14 protein-coding genes, 1 tRNA gene and 1 pseudogene (1 of these 16 only partly in view) are annotated in these 16,556 nt (G+C 38.7%); 6 read left to right on the top strand and 10 right to left on the bottom strand.

Features of this window, described 5'->3' with window-relative positions; genetic code table 11:
- Positions 1-28: 28 nt before the first annotated feature.
- Positions 29-1,219, bottom strand: coding sequence for a phosphopentomutase (locus H5S10_RS06215; RefSeq protein ID WP_182589074.1), 1,191 nt, complete (start codon positions 1,217-1,219; stop codon positions 29-31).
- A gap of 104 nt (positions 1,220-1,323) precedes the next feature.
- Here H5S10_RS06215 and H5S10_RS06210 point away from each other — a divergent pair, with 104 nt between their 5' ends.
- On the top strand, positions 1,324-3,132 hold the full coding sequence (locus H5S10_RS06210) for a heavy metal translocating P-type ATPase (protein ID WP_182586562.1): 1,809 nt from the start codon (positions 1,324-1,326) through the stop codon (positions 3,130-3,132).
- 49 nt (positions 3,133-3,181) lie between these two features.
- Here the strand turns inward: H5S10_RS06210 and H5S10_RS06205 are convergent, their stop codons facing one another.
- The 3 genes from H5S10_RS06205 to H5S10_RS06195 form a co-directional block, all read right to left on the bottom strand.
- The gene (locus tag H5S10_RS06205; protein WP_182589073.1) at positions 3,182-3,916 is read right to left on the bottom strand and encodes a M57 family metalloprotease; all 735 of its coding nucleotides are present in this window, start codon (positions 3,914-3,916) and stop codon (positions 3,182-3,184) included.
- 75 nt (positions 3,917-3,991) lie between these two features.
- Positions 3,992-4,459: a hypothetical protein gene (locus H5S10_RS06200; protein WP_231795530.1), complete on the bottom strand. Its 468-nt coding sequence runs from the start codon at positions 4,457-4,459 to the stop codon at positions 3,992-3,994.
- Between the two features lie 346 nt (positions 4,460-4,805).
- Positions 4,806-5,126 carry a hypothetical protein gene (locus H5S10_RS06195; RefSeq protein WP_182577639.1) on the bottom strand — a complete coding sequence of 107 codons (321 nt, stop codon included), beginning with the start codon at positions 5,124-5,126 and terminating at the stop codon, positions 4,806-4,808.
- A gap of 286 nt (positions 5,127-5,412) precedes the next feature.
- Here H5S10_RS06195 and H5S10_RS06190 point away from each other — a divergent pair, with 286 nt between their 5' ends.
- Positions 5,413-6,768, top strand: coding sequence for an FAD-dependent oxidoreductase (locus H5S10_RS06190; protein WP_182589072.1), 1,356 nt, complete (start codon positions 5,413-5,415; stop codon positions 6,766-6,768).
- 126 nt (positions 6,769-6,894) lie between these two features.
- Here the strand turns inward: H5S10_RS06190 and H5S10_RS06185 are convergent, their stop codons facing one another.
- The 6 genes from H5S10_RS06185 to tpiA form a co-directional block, all read right to left on the bottom strand.
- Positions 6,895-7,173, bottom strand: coding sequence for a hypothetical protein (locus tag H5S10_RS06185; RefSeq protein WP_231795532.1), 279 nt, complete (start codon positions 7,171-7,173; stop codon positions 6,895-6,897).
- A 70-nt stretch (positions 7,174-7,243) separates the two neighbouring features.
- Positions 7,244-10,093, bottom strand: a complete 2,850-nt coding sequence (locus H5S10_RS06180; RefSeq protein WP_182589071.1) for a DUF3427 domain-containing protein — start codon at positions 10,091-10,093, stop codon at positions 7,244-7,246.
- Between the two features lie 20 nt (positions 10,094-10,113).
- A complete protein-coding gene (locus H5S10_RS06175) occupies positions 10,114-10,614 on the bottom strand; it encodes a phosphatase PAP2 family protein (RefSeq protein WP_182589070.1) in 501 nt (166 codons plus the stop codon).
- Positions 10,614-11,567 carry an aldo/keto reductase gene (locus H5S10_RS06170; protein WP_182589069.1) on the bottom strand — a complete coding sequence of 318 codons (954 nt, stop codon included), beginning with the start codon at positions 11,565-11,567 and terminating at the stop codon, positions 10,614-10,616. Before H5S10_RS06170 ends, H5S10_RS06175 begins: the two co-directional genes overlap by 1 nt.
- Positions 11,568-11,712: 145 nt before the next feature.
- Positions 11,713-11,787: transfer RNA gene (locus tag H5S10_RS06165), tRNA-His, on the bottom strand.
- Between the two features lie 55 nt (positions 11,788-11,842).
- Positions 11,843-12,613: a triose-phosphate isomerase gene (gene tpiA / locus H5S10_RS06160; RefSeq protein WP_035151270.1), complete on the bottom strand. Its 771-nt coding sequence runs from the start codon at positions 12,611-12,613 to the stop codon at positions 11,843-11,845.
- A gap of 131 nt (positions 12,614-12,744) precedes the next feature.
- Here tpiA and psiE point away from each other — a divergent pair, with 131 nt between their 5' ends.
- The 4 genes and pseudogenes from psiE to H5S10_RS06140 form a co-directional block, all read left to right on the top strand.
- The gene (gene psiE, locus H5S10_RS06155) at positions 12,745-13,146 is read left to right on the top strand and encodes a phosphate-starvation-inducible protein PsiE (protein WP_003665465.1); all 402 of its coding nucleotides are present in this window, start codon (positions 12,745-12,747) and stop codon (positions 13,144-13,146) included.
- A gap of 24 nt (positions 13,147-13,170) precedes the next feature.
- A pseudogene (locus tag H5S10_RS10300) lies at positions 13,171-13,335 on the top strand (alpha/beta hydrolase); the annotation flags it as partial.
- A 479-nt stretch (positions 13,336-13,814) separates the two neighbouring features.
- Entirely contained in the window at positions 13,815-14,840 is a 1,026-nt protein-coding gene (locus H5S10_RS06145) for a cation diffusion facilitator family transporter (RefSeq protein ID WP_019252273.1), read from the top strand.
- A 330-nt stretch (positions 14,841-15,170) separates the two neighbouring features.
- Positions 15,171-16,556, top strand: partial view of a Na+/H+ antiporter NhaC family protein gene (locus H5S10_RS06140; RefSeq protein ID WP_182586571.1) — the 5' portion only. Its footprint extends 33 nt past the window's final position; only the first 1,386 of its 1,419 coding nucleotides appear in the window; it begins with the start codon at positions 15,171-15,173; its stop codon lies beyond the right edge, outside the window.

Genomic DNA, 16,556 nt, shown 5'->3' with positions numbered 1-16,556 from the left:
TGGAAAATCAGAATTTTTCCATCCTCTTTTATTGATATGCAGAAAATAATTCTCTTAAAAAACTATTACCAACTGGCAACTTATCTCCCAAATCATAATTATCAAGAATTGTTGCCCCAATATCGCTAAAACTTTTGCCACCAAGAGAAATATTTTGCTTAAGATGCGGAGATGTTACAAGCAACGGTACGTATTCACGCGTATGTTTTTCACCAGGATAAGTAGGATCATTCCCGAAGTTCCCCGTCACAATCAGTAAATCATCATTTTGCAGTTTATCGATGACTTTTGTAAGTTCGTGATCAATCCGCATTAATTCCGTTCCAAAGCCTTCAGGATTACGCGCTTTACCAAATTGCTCCATCTCTCCTACTTCTGCTATACAAACACCTGTAAATCTTTTGTCGATTAGCTCTTGTAGCTGAACAAAACTCTCCTTATTATTCCCAATTATTTCTTTACGAGCTAAATCAAAGAACTGGGCACTTTTTCCGATTAATTTTACCGCATAGCCTTCTTTCAGGAGACAATCAATAACTGTTGGACTTGGTGGAGCTAAGGGAAACTTATAAAGTTCTTGGGGATAAAAATTAGTCGGCCGGTTGCCACTAAAAAGAAGGCCATTTACATTTTCAATAGTATACGGAGAGTTATCGAGCATTGTTCGCAAAATCTGACAATCTTCTTTTAATTCGGCAACCGAAATAGTATGTTCATGTGCAATTAGCCAAACACTCGAAGAACTAGCCGTTGCTAATAACAGACCACCTGTTGCCAATTGCTCAAGGCCGTAATCTTTCAATACCGTCTGAGTATTCAGTAGCGAATTACTTAAAAGCGGGCGCATGGCTTTGTTCGCAAAAGCAGTCGCTATTTCCAACGGCACACCATCAATAAAAATGTCAGGTTCAGCGGTCGTTGCCAAGCCCATCATCTCCCACTGGCTTTCACGATCACTTAGGCCCGTTGAGATTGAACTTATTTGCCCATAAGCAGCGTGAGGATTTTCAAGCGAAGGCATCCCCATAATTGGGTGCAGGTTTCCTAGACCCAGTTTCTGAAAAATCGGCAATTGCAACCGCATCCGAAAATGTTCCCCAACATGACCTAGTGTATCAGCCCCTAGACTCTCAAAACGATTGGCATCAGCAGTTGCTCCAATTCCTAATGAATCAATTATCAACACAAAAATTCGTTGATAAAATCGGCTATTTTGCATTATTTTTCACCAGTTCCCCTTAATATTTCTAATTTTTTATTATATCACTGCATAAAAACTCTATAATTAAAGTGTAGAAAGTATTAGGACTAAGCGGGGGTATTATGAAAAAACTATCTAATAAGCAAAAATTAATTATCATCTTAGTAATTGCCGCAATCGCAGTTGTACTCCAATTTGGATTCCATTTACACCTCTTTGCACAAATTTTGGTCACTGTCGTTGGGGCAATTGTTGCTTTTTCAATGTTTGTTGGCATGATAAAAACTATTCGTAGTGGTAAATATGGCGTTGATTTACTTGCCATTATGGCTGTTGTGGCAACGCTAGCTGTTGGTGAATACTGGGCAGCCATGGTTATTCTTGTAATGTTAACCGGAGGAGATGCCTTAGAAGATTATGCCGCCAAAAAAGCAAGTACTGAATTAAAAGCATTACTTAATAATTCACCGCAAACGGCACATTTAATCACCAATGGTAAAACTAACGATATCTCAGTTAACGATGTCAAAGTTGGCGATCAGCTTATTGTTAAACCTGGAGAATTAGTACCAGTCGATGGAATTATTAAAAATGGTGAGGGCTTGTTTGACGAATCTTCATTAACCGGTGAGTCACGGCCAGTTTCAAAAACGGCTGGTGACGAAGTGATGTCCGGATCAGTTAATGGTGATAATGCCACTACTTTACAAGTCACCAAGCTAGCAAAAGATAGTCAATATCAGCAACTCGTTAAATTGGTTAAGGAAGCTGAATCAACTCCTGCCCACTTTGTTCGATTAGCTGACCGATACGCTGTACCATTTACAATTATTGCTATTATTATCTCTTCACTTGCATGGGCACTTTCCGGACATCCTGAACGATTTGCGGAAGTTCTCGTTGTCGCTTCACCATGTCCGTTAATCCTCGCAGCTCCTGTGGCAATGGTTTCTGGAATGAGCCGAGCTTCACGAAACGGAATTGTTGTCAAAACAGGGAGCGTACTGGAGAAACTAGCGGTTGCTAAAACTGGTGCATTTGATAAAACAGGAACTATTACAAGGGGTCAATTGACCGTTGATAAAATCTTACCAACAGGAAAAATTGATTCAGCCCAGCTTCTCCATTACGCAGCAAGCGCCGAACAACAATCATCACATATCCTAGCACGCTCACTGCTTTCTTACGCCACTGCGTATAACATTCCCTTATCAACCGTTGATCAACTTAAAGAAATAACCGGTAAAGGAATTTTAGCAACTGTTGATGGACAGGAAGTTAAAGTAGGAAAATTAAAATTCGTATCACCTGAAAATCTTGACCAGATTTTGGCAGTAACAGCTATCTATGTGAGCGTTGATGGGCAATACTATGGCGCAATCACTTTTATCGACCATATTCGTCCTGAAGCAAAGCAAACAATGGACCAGTTAAAACAGCTTGGTGTTACCAATCTATTAATGTTAACTGGCGACCAAGCTGTTATTGCAGATAAAGTTGCTCAACAAGTAGGGATCACCCAAGTTAAAGCCGATCTTCTTCCACAAGATAAAATCAATGCACTCAAAGCCATTCCAACAAATGAACATCCTGTTTTCATGGTTGGCGATGGCGTAAATGACGCACCTTCTCTTGTGACAGCTGATGTTGGAATTGCAATGGGGGCTCACGGATCAACTGCTGCTAGTGAATCTGCTGCAGTTGTCATCCTAAAAGACGACCTTTTGCGAGTCGCAAAAGCCGTTAGCATTTCTCAGGAAACTCTGCGAATCGCAAAACAAGCGGTCCTAATCGGAATTGCAATCTGTACTATCTTAATGCTTATTGCTAGTACCGGAATTATTCCAGCCTTTTTCGGCGCCATGTTACAGGAAATAATTGATACTGTTTCTATCCTGTGGGCACTAAAAGCGCGGAAAATGACAGACTAAATATAATAGCGAGGCTGAGAGAAATTCACTTCTTTCAGTCCCGCTATTTTTATTTATTATTAGTATATAGTTTTTGTACCGCTTGCACATCATCTGGTTGAATCGTATAGAATGATCCAGCAGGCTGCATTACCGAAACAGCATTGGTATGATCAAGTCCAATCGCATGTCCCAGTTCGTGTTCGGCTGTATTAACAATTCGTTCCTGACTATAGCCATAGCTTGGGTCAGTTAAATAATATGTATTTAAATACACCGTTGCATGCATAAATCTTCTTGTCAACGAATTCGAGGACGTCTTCGTTAACCCAGCAGCATTTGAATCAGAGCGGTTCATCGTCGTTACAACAATATCCGCTTTACTTTGATTGTTTACTGGTTTGAATGTAAATGCCCCGGTTTGATTCCAGTTTTGAATTGCAGTATTAGTAGCTGCATCAAGTTGAGCATTATTTGTATTTACATAAACCGTTGCTTGATTAGTCGCCCATCGTCCAGTAGACGGAATCGAAGTTTGTGTACTCGTTTGTTGTTCTGTCGTTGGTTCTTGTTCATTTTTAGAAGAACCGTTATTTGCATCGTTTAAGTGCAGATTAGAATTATCGTTTGAATTTGTATCGTCTTTACCAATTAACTTAGCAATACGATCACGAACGTTCCATGCAGTTTGGTTTGCAGTTGCTTGAACCCGTGCATCATTGAAATAAAGCCATCCTCCACCTACTAAAAGTCCTATTATAAATATCCGCTTAAGCAGTCGAAAAATGAAATTTATCTCGTTCACCTTCTTTCAATTGTTACTAATTATAAAAAGTCAATCGGGATAAATCATGAACTAAATTTTAAGTTTTGGTAATGATCAGCGATAATTTAATTCACGCTCTAAATCGCGAGCATAAAATTTCAAGATTTGTTCAATCGCTATCACATCATTTTGGGCTTGATGGTATTTAACCCGAGGAAGATGCAACAACCGACACATCTTTTCCAGACTGATCCCACTTTTACTTTTCCATACTTCTTTAGCAACTAATTTTTCCAGATCTAACGACTGAATTGTGCGCCAAGGACGATCCTCTTTCCTAATCTTTAATCGATTTGCTTCATAATTCAACGATTCAAAGTCAGTTCCATTATCCCAACTCACAATATAGTCGGGGCGTTCTACCGCAATGAAATGAAAAATCCGGTTAAAAATCTGTCTAACCTCATATTCATTTACTTCCGAAAGGCGAAGGTCATATTGTCGTAAAAAAGCCAATTGCCGCTCAGCAGACATATTCTGGGCATAGAGGTAGTAATTAAAGCTGCTTTGTGTTTCAAACATTCTCCCTGCAATCTGGGCAACTCCATTTCGATGCTTCTGCTGATCTTGAAAAAACTCAAGGTCCAAAATAAGAAATCGTGCTTGACTATTTAATCGTTGACGCAATTAATCAAAGTTTTTAATGGCTGGCGCCTTCTGAGCCTCTTTGTTCCTTTCAACCGGCAACGACTGTAAAATCATCTCTGTCACCGGCGCAAAAGAACTAAAGTGAACTACTGGCATCCCATCTTTTAGCATCTCTACTCACCTCTAAACATATGTTCGATTCATTATATCATAGAGTCGAGAATTAGCGTATAAAAAATAGGATTGGAGAAAATCTCATTTTCCCTCAATCCTATTTTTCCTAATGTAAACATGTGATAAAGGTGATTAAGCCAAAAATAATGCCAGGGAAATTTGCCCAGAAGACTGGCCAATCACGTTGTTGTTTGAAGTAAGCATAAATGCACCATAACGTACAGTTAAGCGCTGCCACTAATGGTTGTAAAGGAGCACCATAATTTCCTGCCAAATTATTCTTAATCTGTGAAATGTAAGATACATACATCAAAATAGCTACAACTGTTGCAACTTTACTCAAGATGTCGATAAACTTGGTCTCTTGAATAACTGTTTTCTTTTCATTTACTTTTTTGGGGTGTTCTACTAAATGTGCAGCTTTCATTATAATCTCTCCTCAATCAAAACTTTTTGTAAATCAGTAAAACGTTTTATTTCGATAGCACACTCTTTATGATCAATAATGTACAATGTTTATATAATACGTTTTTCTTTAATATACAAGTTCTGACTGCAGTTGGGACTAATATATTTACGATATTATCCTAACACTTTGTTCAGTAAAATGCAAACTGCATATTTGTCTTATTTAAGCGTTTTAAGTGACAAAACGTTTATTCTTAGTATAATTTCAAAGTATGTAAAATAATTTCAACTTTGGAGGCCTTTTAATGGAAACAGTCAAGAATATTATTATCGGGTTTGGCAAGGGCGGAAAAACGCTTGCGAAGTTTCTCGCTCAACATGGGGAACAAGTGCTTGTTATTGAAAAATCGAAGCAAATGTACGGGGGAACCTGCATTAATATTGCTTGCCTTCCCTCCAAACGGCTAATTATTGAAGCTGCTAATGGAACCTCATTTGAAGACGCAGTCGATGGAAAAAATGTGATGACATCCCAACTCCGCCAAAAGAATTATCAAATGTTAGCAAGTGAAGATCATATCACTGTTTTAGATGGAACCGCTCATTTTACTGGTAACCACACGATTGATGTGCAAACTCCAGATGGGCAAACGCTTTCCTACAAGGGCGAACATATTTTCATCAATACTGGTGCAACACCAACCATCCCCGACATTCCTGGATTAAAAGATAGTCGATTTCTTATGAATTCTACTCAAGCGATGGATCAGCCTAAGTTACCACGTGAACTCGTGATTATCGGTGGCGGTTACATTGGTCTTGAATTCGCAAATATGTTCACTTCCTTTGGTTCACACGTCACGGTTCTTGATCACCATCAGACTTTACTACCACGTGAAGATGATGATGTGGCTGAAATGGTAATCCAAAACTTTAAGGATAACGGGGTTCGCTTTGAAGTTGGGGTTGATATTAAAGCGATTGGCGAACAAGATGATCAAGCTGCGATTACTTTTGCCAGAACTGATAATCGTGAAACAACCATTTTTGCTGATAAAATTTTAGTGGCAACAGGCCGAAAACCTGCAACAGCGGCCCTTGATTTGCAAAATACAGATATTAAGGTCGCTAAAAACGGGGCAATTGTTGTCGATGATCTCCTCCACACTAGCGTTCCTAATGTGTGGGCAATCGGAGATGTTAAAGGTGGTCCCCAATTTACTTACATTTCACTTGATGATTTCCGGATTATTAAAGAGGAATTATTCGGTAACAAGGAACGGCGAGTTAGTGATCGTTTAGTTGTCCCAACCAATGTCTTTATTGAACCTTCCCTTGCACAAGTCGGTTTAACAGAAAAAGAAGCACAAAAACAAGGGAAAAAGTACTTGCTCTTTAAGATGCCAGCTGCTGCAATTCCAAAAGCAAAAGTATTGAAGGATACCCGTGGACTGCTTAAGGTATTGGTCGATCCACAAACGAACTTAATTATTGGGGCTACCCTTTATGTCCAGGAAGCGCAAGAAATTATCAACATGATTGTTCTGGCAATGCAGGCAAAACTCCCCTATCAAATGCTTCGTGACCAAATCTATACCCACCCAACAATCAGTGAAGCGTTCAATGATTTATTTAAACAACCAGTAAATAAAAAAGAATGATTAAAAATGGAAGTGGGAAATAATTTTCTCGACAAGGCTCAAGGCTAGTTCCACGATATCGTAACAATATTCGTATAAAAAACGAGGCTGTTGAAAAAACAAAAGTTTTTTCTCAGCCTCATTTTTCTACAGCTTAGTATCAAGACGATCAATTAATTTGGAGATATGATTATTAAGTTGATCAATCGTATCCTTTTGTTCATCAATATGTTCTTGTTGCCGTTCAATGGTATCGCGTAATTCATCTTTCTTGCTTTGCTTATTCTTCTTTTGACTCTTCTTTAAGGACTTTACTAGGGCCCCCATTGTGTTGACATCATATTCATTTAATAAGCCAGCTAATTCATCTAATTTAACATCCCGAACTGAACGCTTATCGCTAGTTTTTACCTTTCCTTTTGCCATAATATTCATCTTCTTTCTTCGTCTTTAATTATAGAAGATTTAGTAAAAAACAAAAGCAATATGGTTGCGTTTACATCACTAATAGATTCATCATCGCCGGGGTTAGCGGATGTTCTAAGACTAAATCCATCCCCACTGCTGCTTTTTTCTTTGGACCAACCAATTCTTCTTTTACTGAGTCCGGTTGAATATAAGCGGGACCTAAATAATAAAATTCCTTGCCAACCGCATCGCTCTGTTTGACAAATAAGTGTAACTTTACTTGTGGTTTGCCCTCTTTTACCCCTGCAAGCAACCGCTGCACTTCATCAGATGAAAGATGACGAGGCGTCCGTGTGTACCAGCGCAATGAACGGCCATCTTGTAATTGATTATTATAGATAGCATTTCTTTTTTCTTCCGCATCCTTATGGTAGGTAATGAAAATTGGACAAACATCTTCTGCTACTCGGTACCCATATAACGGAGCACTTACGTCGAGGGGCCAATTTAATAAGCGACAAACATCTTTTCGATCATATTGCTGATAAAGAGTAAACACTTGCTTAAAATCATATTGCTTAGCGATTTCAAGTCCCGTTGTTAATACATCGGTAAACAAGCGCTTGAAATCATTGTGACTTTCTAGTCCTGCTCGAATTTTTGAATTTAACTGATACGTTAATAAATCTGGATGATCAACAATCGGCTGTCCGCCATACTGATCCTTTTTTAACTGTTTACCAGCTTTTACATTAAAGAATTGCAAGCTTAAAATATCATCAACTGATTGTAAAACAGCTGGTGTAACACGAATATTTTGCTGCTCTAGTTTTGCTTTAAAAGCATCAATTGAACACGTCCCGCGGAGTAAACATTGAAGGAAGATCAATTCATGTGGCCGTTTACCATTAAGAAGCTCTTTAGTTAAAAAGGCCAGTACTTGTCGCTCATAATTAGTTAATTTAAGTTCGGTCCCCATCTTCTCTAAAAAGTCACCATAATGGTTGAGTTGGGTATTTTGCGCAAATACTCGGGGATCAACCGAACCATAACGATAAAAGTCATTCAGCAACGGTGTTTTCCCTAGTTGGTTAGTTAAATCATGGTATGCCTGCCGTAATTCACGCATCGAGTCCAATTTAACCTTATCAAGAGAAGCTAAAATTTGTTCTTCGGCAACCTTCGTAAAGTTAATAGTTGAAACATCAAAATTAGTTGGTACCTTAACTTCACGACGCGCTTGATCCTTACTTCGACTATTATCCTGATTAAGCGCAAGAGGAATCATGTAGTTATGCTGATAATTTCCAATAAAATCAATTACTGTCACAAAATCTTTACCAGGGTATTTACGCAATCCGCGCCCTAGTTGTTGGGTAAAAACAATTGGTGACTGGGTATTGCGCATCATTACAATCTGATTTACTGATGGAATATCGACTCCTTCATTAAAAAGATCGACGGTAATAATATACTCAATCTTTCCTGCTTCCAATTGTTCAACTGCCTTTGCCCGCTCTTGACTGCTACTTTGATTCGTTAATGCAATCGCAGGATGGTCAGCCGCATTAAATTGAACTGCCAATTCTTTTGCTTCTGTCTGCCGACTACAAAATACTAATCCACGAGGCTGCTCCCCACAGTATCCATAGTAGTCTAATTGACTAAGAACATAATTAACCCGTTTTGCAGCAATCAATTGATTTAACTTAGAAGTCTCAGTAATAACTTCGCCATCAACTTCATAATCGGTGACCCCTACATAATGAAAGGGAGTTAACATTTTAGCAGCCAATGCATCTTTCAGACGAATTTCGTAGGCCAAATGATAATCAAATAACTTAAACACATCTTGATTATCCATTCGTTCAGGGGTTGCAGTCATCCCCAACCAAAACTGCGGGATAAAGTGGTTTAAAATTCGTTGATAACTAGGTGCTGCTGCGCGATGGGCCTCATCGATCAAAATGTAATCAAATTCGGTCGCTTTGAGCTTATCCAGAACTGATTGCTGGCTCAGTGTTTGGACAGTTGCAAATAAATATTTAGCATTCCAATCATGGCGATTACCTGTCAGTAACCCATAATCAGTTTTCTTTCCACCAATAACTCGTTGAAAACTAGCTAACGATTTTTTGGCAATCTGTTCTCGATGAACGATATATAAGAAACGACGCGGTTGATATTTTTTTACCGCAAACGCCCCTAGATATGTTTTTCCAGTTCCAGTTGCTGAAACGACCAGTCCTTTTTTAGCGCCAGTTTTTATCAGAGTACTTAATTGTCCTAAAGCAGCCTGTTGCATTTGATTAGGCTCAATTGGTTTTAATTTTTCCGGTTGCGTCACCCTAGTCTTTGGTGGTTGCCAATTCTTGCGATACTCCACAATCCAATCTGACGTTAGAGCAGTACTCTCATGTTTAACAGCATTTAATTCCGCCGTTAGTTGTTGAAAAAGGCTTCCTTCTTGGCGGGAACTTAATTTCAAATTCCACTCCTTATTAACTAACAAAGCAGACCGTGTAAAATTAGCACTCCCAATAATTACGGTCTGATATTCCCCATGATCAAATAAATACCCCTTAGTGTGAAATCCATTAATATCAGCAATCCTGACCGTTAAATTAGGAATTTTTTGCAATTCTTCAAACATCGCGGGGTGATTAAAGTTCAAATAATCACTGGTAATGATGGTCCCACGTACTCCCTGCTGTGCTAAGTCAGCCATCACCGCCTTAAATGGAACCAACATGTCTAACGTAATAAAGGCGACTGACCACGTAAAGTTTTTACATGACAGCAATTCGTGCCGTAACGTTTGCCAAATTGTCGATGATTGATTATTGGTTAATAATTGCGGACCTAGTAACGTATTGCCTTGATATTGATTACTAATAAGCCCATTCAAAATTGCGTCTTGCAAGACTGAATTGTCCATGAAATACACCTTTCTAAAAATTAGACAAGAAATAAAAACAAACCACAAATAAAGCCACAAACAAACCCGATAACAACATCACGAGGAAAATGAACTCCGCCAATCACTCTCGTAATAGCTGAAACAACAGTTAAAGTGAGTAAGATCATTCCTAAAATCAAATTTAACCTTAATCCACACATCGCAATAACAGTCGCCGAAAAAACATGACGACTAGGCAGTGAATCACCAGTTTTTTGCCGTAAAATTAAGGGATTAATCGGAAATTTTTCATATGGTCGTGGCGCATTAATCCGTTGGCGAATAAAAGAAAGTAGGATAAAGCCAATGCCAGGAATAAGCAGAAAAGGGCCTGCTTTTAAGACATCATTTTTCCCTACCCACACCAATATAACGATATAGGCAACGTACATAATCCACACAACAAATTTATTAATCGCTCGTAATAAAGGAATTGTCCACGGGTGTCGATAAAACGGAGCTGTAATATGCTGATAGAACTGGAGATAATCTTTTTTCATTATGGCAAATCATTCCCGGCCGCAAGATATAGGTCATACCATTCTTGACTCGTCAACGTAATATCGCTCCCCCTAGCACTGTCAATAATATGAGCTGGCGTCATAGTGCCAAGCAACACTTGCATATGCGCAGGGTGACGTAAAATCCATGCAACGGCAATTGCATTTTTACTTACCTTATATTTTTGCGCAAGTGTTTCTAACATTGTGTTTAGTTCAGAGAATTGATCATTATTAATAAATATCCCAGCAAATGTGCCGTATTGGAAAGGTGACCATGTTTGAATCGTCATCCGTTTACGTTGCGTATATTCTAATAGGCCACCGTCATGGTTGATTGCAGCATCATCAGTCATGTTTGTATGAAGGCCAAAGTCAATCATCCCTGTATGTTTTAAGCCAAACTGTACCTGATCAATCAAAAGTCGTTGATTAGTTGCTGATTGAAGGAACGCAATTTGTTGCGGGTTAAAATTCGATACTCCAAAATGGCGGACTTTCCCAGATGCTTGAAGTTGGTCAAAGGCTTCTGCTATCTCCGCGGGTTCCATTAAGGGGTCTGGACGATGAATCAAAAATGAATCAAGATAATCAATTCCCATCCGTTGCAAAATCCCATCAACAGCAGCAATTAAATGCTTCTTTGATGAATCATACCGCGTTATTTTGTTATCCGCGTTCGCAAAAAGGCCTCCCTTTGACTGAATATAAAAGTCATCACGAGTAAGACTGCTTTTCTTTAACGCTTCACCAAAATGAATTTCCGAAGATCCGCGTCCTAACTGTGGGTCGTTGCCATAAATATCAGCTGAATCAATAAAGTTTATTCCAGCATCGTGGGCGGCTTCTAAGGCATCGATCGCTTTGGGCACTGCTAATGTCCCCATTCGCATAATACCCAATGCAACATTCGATACTTCCCAGCTTGTTCCACCAATTTGTACGTTTTTCATAATTAAAGCCCCTTTTTCTTTCTCCACCTTATACCGTTTCTATTTTAAGTTACTTTCTTTAATGTTATCAATTAAAATTCATAAAACAGAGAATGCAAAAAGCGCGATGGCAAAGGAAAAATCCTTTGCCATCGCGCTAGGTCAGGGCGGTATGTGGGATTCGAACCCACGCGTGCCGGACCCACAAACCGGTGTGTTAACCAAACTTCACCAATACCGCCATAACAACTGTTAATAACTATAACACAAAATGACAGTAAAGAGAAAGACTTTTTTTATTTTTCTTGGTCCTTTTTTAAATAATTGACCATCCGCAAGAAATTATCAACATCTAAACTTGCCCGGCCGATTAATACCCCATCCACATCTGGCTTGTTCATAATCATTCCGATATTATCTGGATTGACACTGCCACCATATAGGATCCGGATCTTATCAGCAATCTCATATGTATAATTGTCAGCAATCGTTCGTCGAATTTGGCGGCATCCTTCTTCAGCAAGAACTGGATTAGCGTGCTGACCATATCCTACTGCCCAACTTGGTTCATAGGAAACGACTACATTTTTAATTTGATCAAGAGAAACGCCCCTCAATACGCTCATCAATTGTTGGAAAACGTAGTGGATTTCACCATTAACTTCTTTCTGGACCATCGTTTCATCCGTACAAATTATCGGGGTAACACCCATTTGGAGGGCTGCTAATACTTTCCGATTAACCAACTCATTATCCTCGTGGAATAAATGGCGACGTTCAATATGTCCTAACATTACATATGAAACGCCAGCGTCAGCTAAACCTCGTAAGCTAATTTCACCAGTGAAAGCTCCCGAATATTCAGCCGCCGCGTTTTGCGCGATTATCTTTAATCCTGAATCATCAGCAGCGTGAACCATACTGGGTAATGCAAAAGCTTGAGCCGCAATTCCGACTTCAATTTCTTGCGGATCCGGTAGTTTTCCTTTAATTGCGTCCACAAATTCAACCGATTCTTGGACATTTTTATGCATCTTCCAATTAGCTGCAATAAAGGGTTTTCGCATTTCTCACTCCTCCTTTTATCCTCTACCTTTAAGTATCGCATATTTTTAATAGCTATTTTGTTAAATATTAGCTAAATTTCTTGATCATTGCTATTCTATAGATAAAGCGTTTTCTTGAGGAGTATTAGAGAATGAAAAAAATATATAAATTAGCAGCTAATTTTAGTCATATTTTGCGTCTATGTACAATCGGTGCACTAGCAATTCTAGGAATTTTATTAACTATTATTTTATTTACGGAAACTTTTTCGCTGATTCCTCTTATGCAAGCGGGAAATACGGACCATGTCATTTTTAAGATTTTGGATCGCGTTATCGTCTTCTTTCTTTTCTTTTCATTTATGACAATGATAATTGCCGCGCTAAAACATCATGGCCGGATTGCGGTCGATTTTCTATTAAGCTTAGGAATTATGGCTTTAATCCGGGGACTAATTGCCGCCCACGGTCAGCCTTATGAAATTCTTACTAATTCGATTGCCATTTTATTATTAATCATCGGCATGGTAGTATTGAAACACTTTATGAAATAGGAGTCGTAATAATGAAGAACGCATACTTATAAAGATGACCCAATCGTTCCTTATCAAAATAGCATTGCGGTCGCTAATAAAATTAGAGCAAAACTCATAGTTAAAGAAAAAGGCGGGCACTTTTTAACTAGTGACGGCTTCATAAAATTTCCTCTAGTCTTAAAAGAATTAAACGGATTAGCCGGATAACTTAACTTTATAAAGAAATAACTCGATTTTTCTTAAGAATTAAAATTTATTAATTCATATGATAGTTACTTATAATATTTTGCTTATAATCATTCCTTCCTTTCGTAAAAAAGCTCATTAAAAGCTTAGCTAATTATTATCGTCACTACTGCTTAGACCTGTTACAATACTTGGTGGAGAGGGGAAAACAATTATTATAATTTGTTTTCCAAAAAGGCAACTGTAATTGGTTGTGCTGTAAAAAATATTTTAATTATGTAAAGGAGTTGTTCAATATGATGTCAATTATGAGTAATATGATCGCTGTAGTAAGTTTTATGGGACTGATTATTGCAACATGCGCCCACGTAATTAATAACCGGGCCTAGCAATTATTTTCATTATTATTTTTAGTAAAAGCTGAGAAAATCGTTTTCTCGGCTTTTATTTTTTGCGTTACAATTAAACTGATTTTATTAACCAAGGAAGTTCTTAAATTAATGACTAAATTTAAAAGACATACAACCGAAGAAATGAATAACTGGGAAAAAACGCAAGCAACCGAACTAGCAAAGATTCGAGCTTCCCAACACCATTTAATCTATAACTTGGTTGCTTATGTTGTTATTTCAATAATTGAGTACTGGTTGGCTGAAATAAGTAAATCGCAGACATTACGGGCCGATGCTTTCAACAACCTTTCGGGAATTATCTCGACCTTTTTACTGATGATGGGCTTACACATCGCCCAGGATGTCGATGATGATGATATCATTGGCGCACGGCTACCTTCTGGAAATTATCAAGCACATATGGGGTCTGACCAACGAGTACAATTTGTTCGTTGGCGTTATGAGACAATTTTTTCCCTTGTCACAGCGGTCGTTATGGTTGCGATTGCTTTAAGCGTTATCATCGATGGCATTAAAAGTCTCCTCAATCCTGCAAGTCGAGTAGTTCCACAACCAGTCGCATTGATCGGGGCGGGGATCGCGTCAGTTATTATGTTAGTCGTTTGGTATATGAATCGACAAACAGGACTTAAGTTAAAAAACGCCGCGTTGCTTGCTTCTGCCCAAGATAGCCTGAGCGATGCCTTCACAAGTATTGGAACCTTGATTTCAATTGGTGGTGCCCTCCTCTTTAACCTTCGTTGGCTTGATGGTGCTACCAGTATTGTCGTCGGTTTCTTTATTCTATATTCTGGACTAAAAATTTTCTTTGAAAGCAGTCTTAACTTAACCGACTACTTTGATCCCCGGGCTGAACAGGAATACCGCCAAACAATCACCAATATTCCGCACGTTGTAAAAGTTGTCGAACTAAAAGCTCACTATAACGGAAACGTGGTCACGCTTGATGCTTCCGTGATGGTTAACGCTAAAATGACGATTCTCAAAAGTTTCCAATTATCAGAACACATCGAAAATGTAATGCGAGAAAAATTTGGGATAATTGACACTGATATTTCTTTTGTCCCTGATCCTCATTCATTTTCTGATAAGGATATTTCTGGTGAATTCTAAAATTAGAGTTTGACAAATTTGAATTAGAATGTTTTAATAATTACAACTTAACTTGAAAGGAACGACTAACATGATTCAATACTCATTAACTTCAACCAAGTATTATAACAACTATGCTTACCGTGCATAATTGTCTGTACTCATTTAGGTACGGACAGCGGTGTTCGTACCTAAGCAGGGTTGTTTTAATGAGTCCTTTGCTAGGTACATTGATCTAGTAAGGGCGTGTAGTTTTCCGCGATTTTTTATACTACCGTAATACCAACTAGATTAAGCAAATGCCGCTGATCCAGTTGGTATTTTTTATTAAAAAATAAGGAGAGTTACACAATGAAAATCCTAAAAAAAACTACTAATAAGTCGGAACCGATAATTAGTTTCACCGAAAGCCTACTTATTCTTGGCGTAATATTATGTATCTTAGGCTACCCCATTATTTTTAAACACCAAGAACCACAAGCACCACTATTTATTTCATTTGTTTTGCTTGCTGTTTACGGGCGAATTCGTGGATTTAAATGGGATACAATAATGAATGGAATGCGTCATGGTTTGAGAGCCGGTGTTGACCCCCTCATTATCTTTCTTTCTATCGGTGTCTTAATTGCTACCTGGATTTTCTCAGGAACTATTCCGACAATTATGTACTTTGGGTTTGAAATTATTTCTGTAAAGTTCTTCTTACCAACAGTTTTTATCGTTTGTACCCTTGTTGGGGTCGCTTGCGGAAGCTCATTTACAACTGTATCGACAATGGGGATCGCCTTTATTGGCATTGGTGCAACCCTTAAAATTAACCCCGGTTTAACTGCGGGAGTAATTGTTTCAGGGGCCTTTTGTGGTTCGAATATTTCCCCGCTTTCAGGAACTACAAACCTTGCTGCCAGTGTTGGTGAAATCAGTATCTACAAGCACATTAAATCCCTACTCACCACCGATATTCCTGCCTGGGCAATCTGTCTTATTCTTTACACCTTCCTAGGATTGAACTCCAAAAATGTTAGCTTAGGCGCCGTTCACCAAATGATGGCCGGTTTACAAAATGGGTTCTGGATCTCAGGATGGGCTCTTCTCCCTGTTCTTCTCCTAATCGTGTTAGCCATTTTCCAAGTTCCAGCTATCCCTTCCCTTGGCCTTGGCTCACTCTTTGCGGTCGTACTTGGCTGGATTCATGCACCTAAAACCAGCCTTACTACTATTACCAATACTATTATGACTGGTTACGTTTCCCATATCGGTGATAAAACAATCGATACATTGCTTTCTAAAGGTGGTATCTCTAGTATGCTTACTTCTCTAGCCCTAATTATCTTCGCGCTTGCTTTAGGTGGCTTATTGATCAAGTTCAATATTATTAGCGCCATCATTAATCACTTAACTGGGATTGTAAAAACGCCTGGTCGATTAGCATTCTCCACAACCCTTACCTGTATTGGGGTTAACCTCCTTGTTGGGGAACACTACCTTGCAATTATTCTTCCCGGTCAATCATTTCTCCCGTCATTTGATAAATTAGGCTTAAAACGGGTTGATTTAACTCGGATTCTCAATGACGCAGGGGCCGCAGTCAACGCAATTGTCCCATGGAGTGTTTCTGGGGTATTCATCGCTAGTACCTTACAAATTAATCCATTAAGTTTTATTCCGTGGGCATTTTTCCCATTCCTCGTTACCATCCTAACGGTTATTGCAGGAATGCTTGTAAAGGTCCCAGCC

Source organism: Limosilactobacillus balticus, assembly GCF_014145615.1.
Classification (GTDB): Bacteria; Bacillota; Bacilli; order Lactobacillales; family Lactobacillaceae; genus Limosilactobacillus; species Limosilactobacillus balticus.
The sequence above is the reverse complement of the archived record's forward strand: the minus strand, read 5'-3'. Positions and strand labels throughout refer to the sequence as shown.

Excerpts from the sequence above, each read along its gene's own strand:
- H5S10_RS06215 (WP_182589074.1), bottom strand. The coding sequence starts at position 1,219 with ATGCAAAATAGCCGATTTTATCAACGAATTTTTGTGTTGATAATTGAT.
- H5S10_RS06210 (WP_182586562.1), top strand. The coding sequence starts at position 1,324 with ATGAAAAAACTATCTAATAAGCAAAAATTAATTATCATCTTAGTAATT.
- H5S10_RS06200 (WP_231795530.1), bottom strand. The coding sequence starts at position 4,459 with ATGTTTGAAACACAAAGCAGCTTTAATTACTACCTCTATGCCCAGAAT.
- H5S10_RS06195 (WP_182577639.1), bottom strand. The coding sequence starts at position 5,126 with ATGAAAGCTGCACATTTAGTAGAACACCCCAAAAAAGTAAATGAAAAG.
- H5S10_RS06190 (WP_182589072.1), top strand. The coding sequence starts at position 5,413 with ATGGAAACAGTCAAGAATATTATTATCGGGTTTGGCAAGGGCGGAAAA.
- H5S10_RS06185 (WP_231795532.1), bottom strand. The coding sequence starts at position 7,173 with ATGGCAAAAGGAAAGGTAAAAACTAGCGATAAGCGTTCAGTTCGGGAT.
- H5S10_RS06180 (WP_182589071.1), bottom strand. The coding sequence starts at position 10,093 with ATGGACAATTCAGTCTTGCAAGACGCAATTTTGAATGGGCTTATTAGT.
- H5S10_RS06175 (WP_182589070.1), bottom strand. The coding sequence starts at position 10,614 with ATGAAAAAAGATTATCTCCAGTTCTATCAGCATATTACAGCTCCGTTT.
- H5S10_RS06170 (WP_182589069.1), bottom strand. The coding sequence starts at position 11,567 with ATGAAAAACGTACAAATTGGTGGAACAAGCTGGGAAGTATCGAATGTT.
- tpiA (WP_035151270.1), bottom strand. The coding sequence starts at position 12,613 with ATGCGAAAACCCTTTATTGCAGCTAATTGGAAGATGCATAAAAATGTC.
- psiE (WP_003665465.1), top strand. The coding sequence starts at position 12,745 with ATGAAAAAAATATATAAATTAGCAGCTAATTTTAGTCATATTTTGCGT.
- H5S10_RS06145 (WP_019252273.1), top strand. The coding sequence starts at position 13,815 with ATGACTAAATTTAAAAGACATACAACCGAAGAAATGAATAACTGGGAA.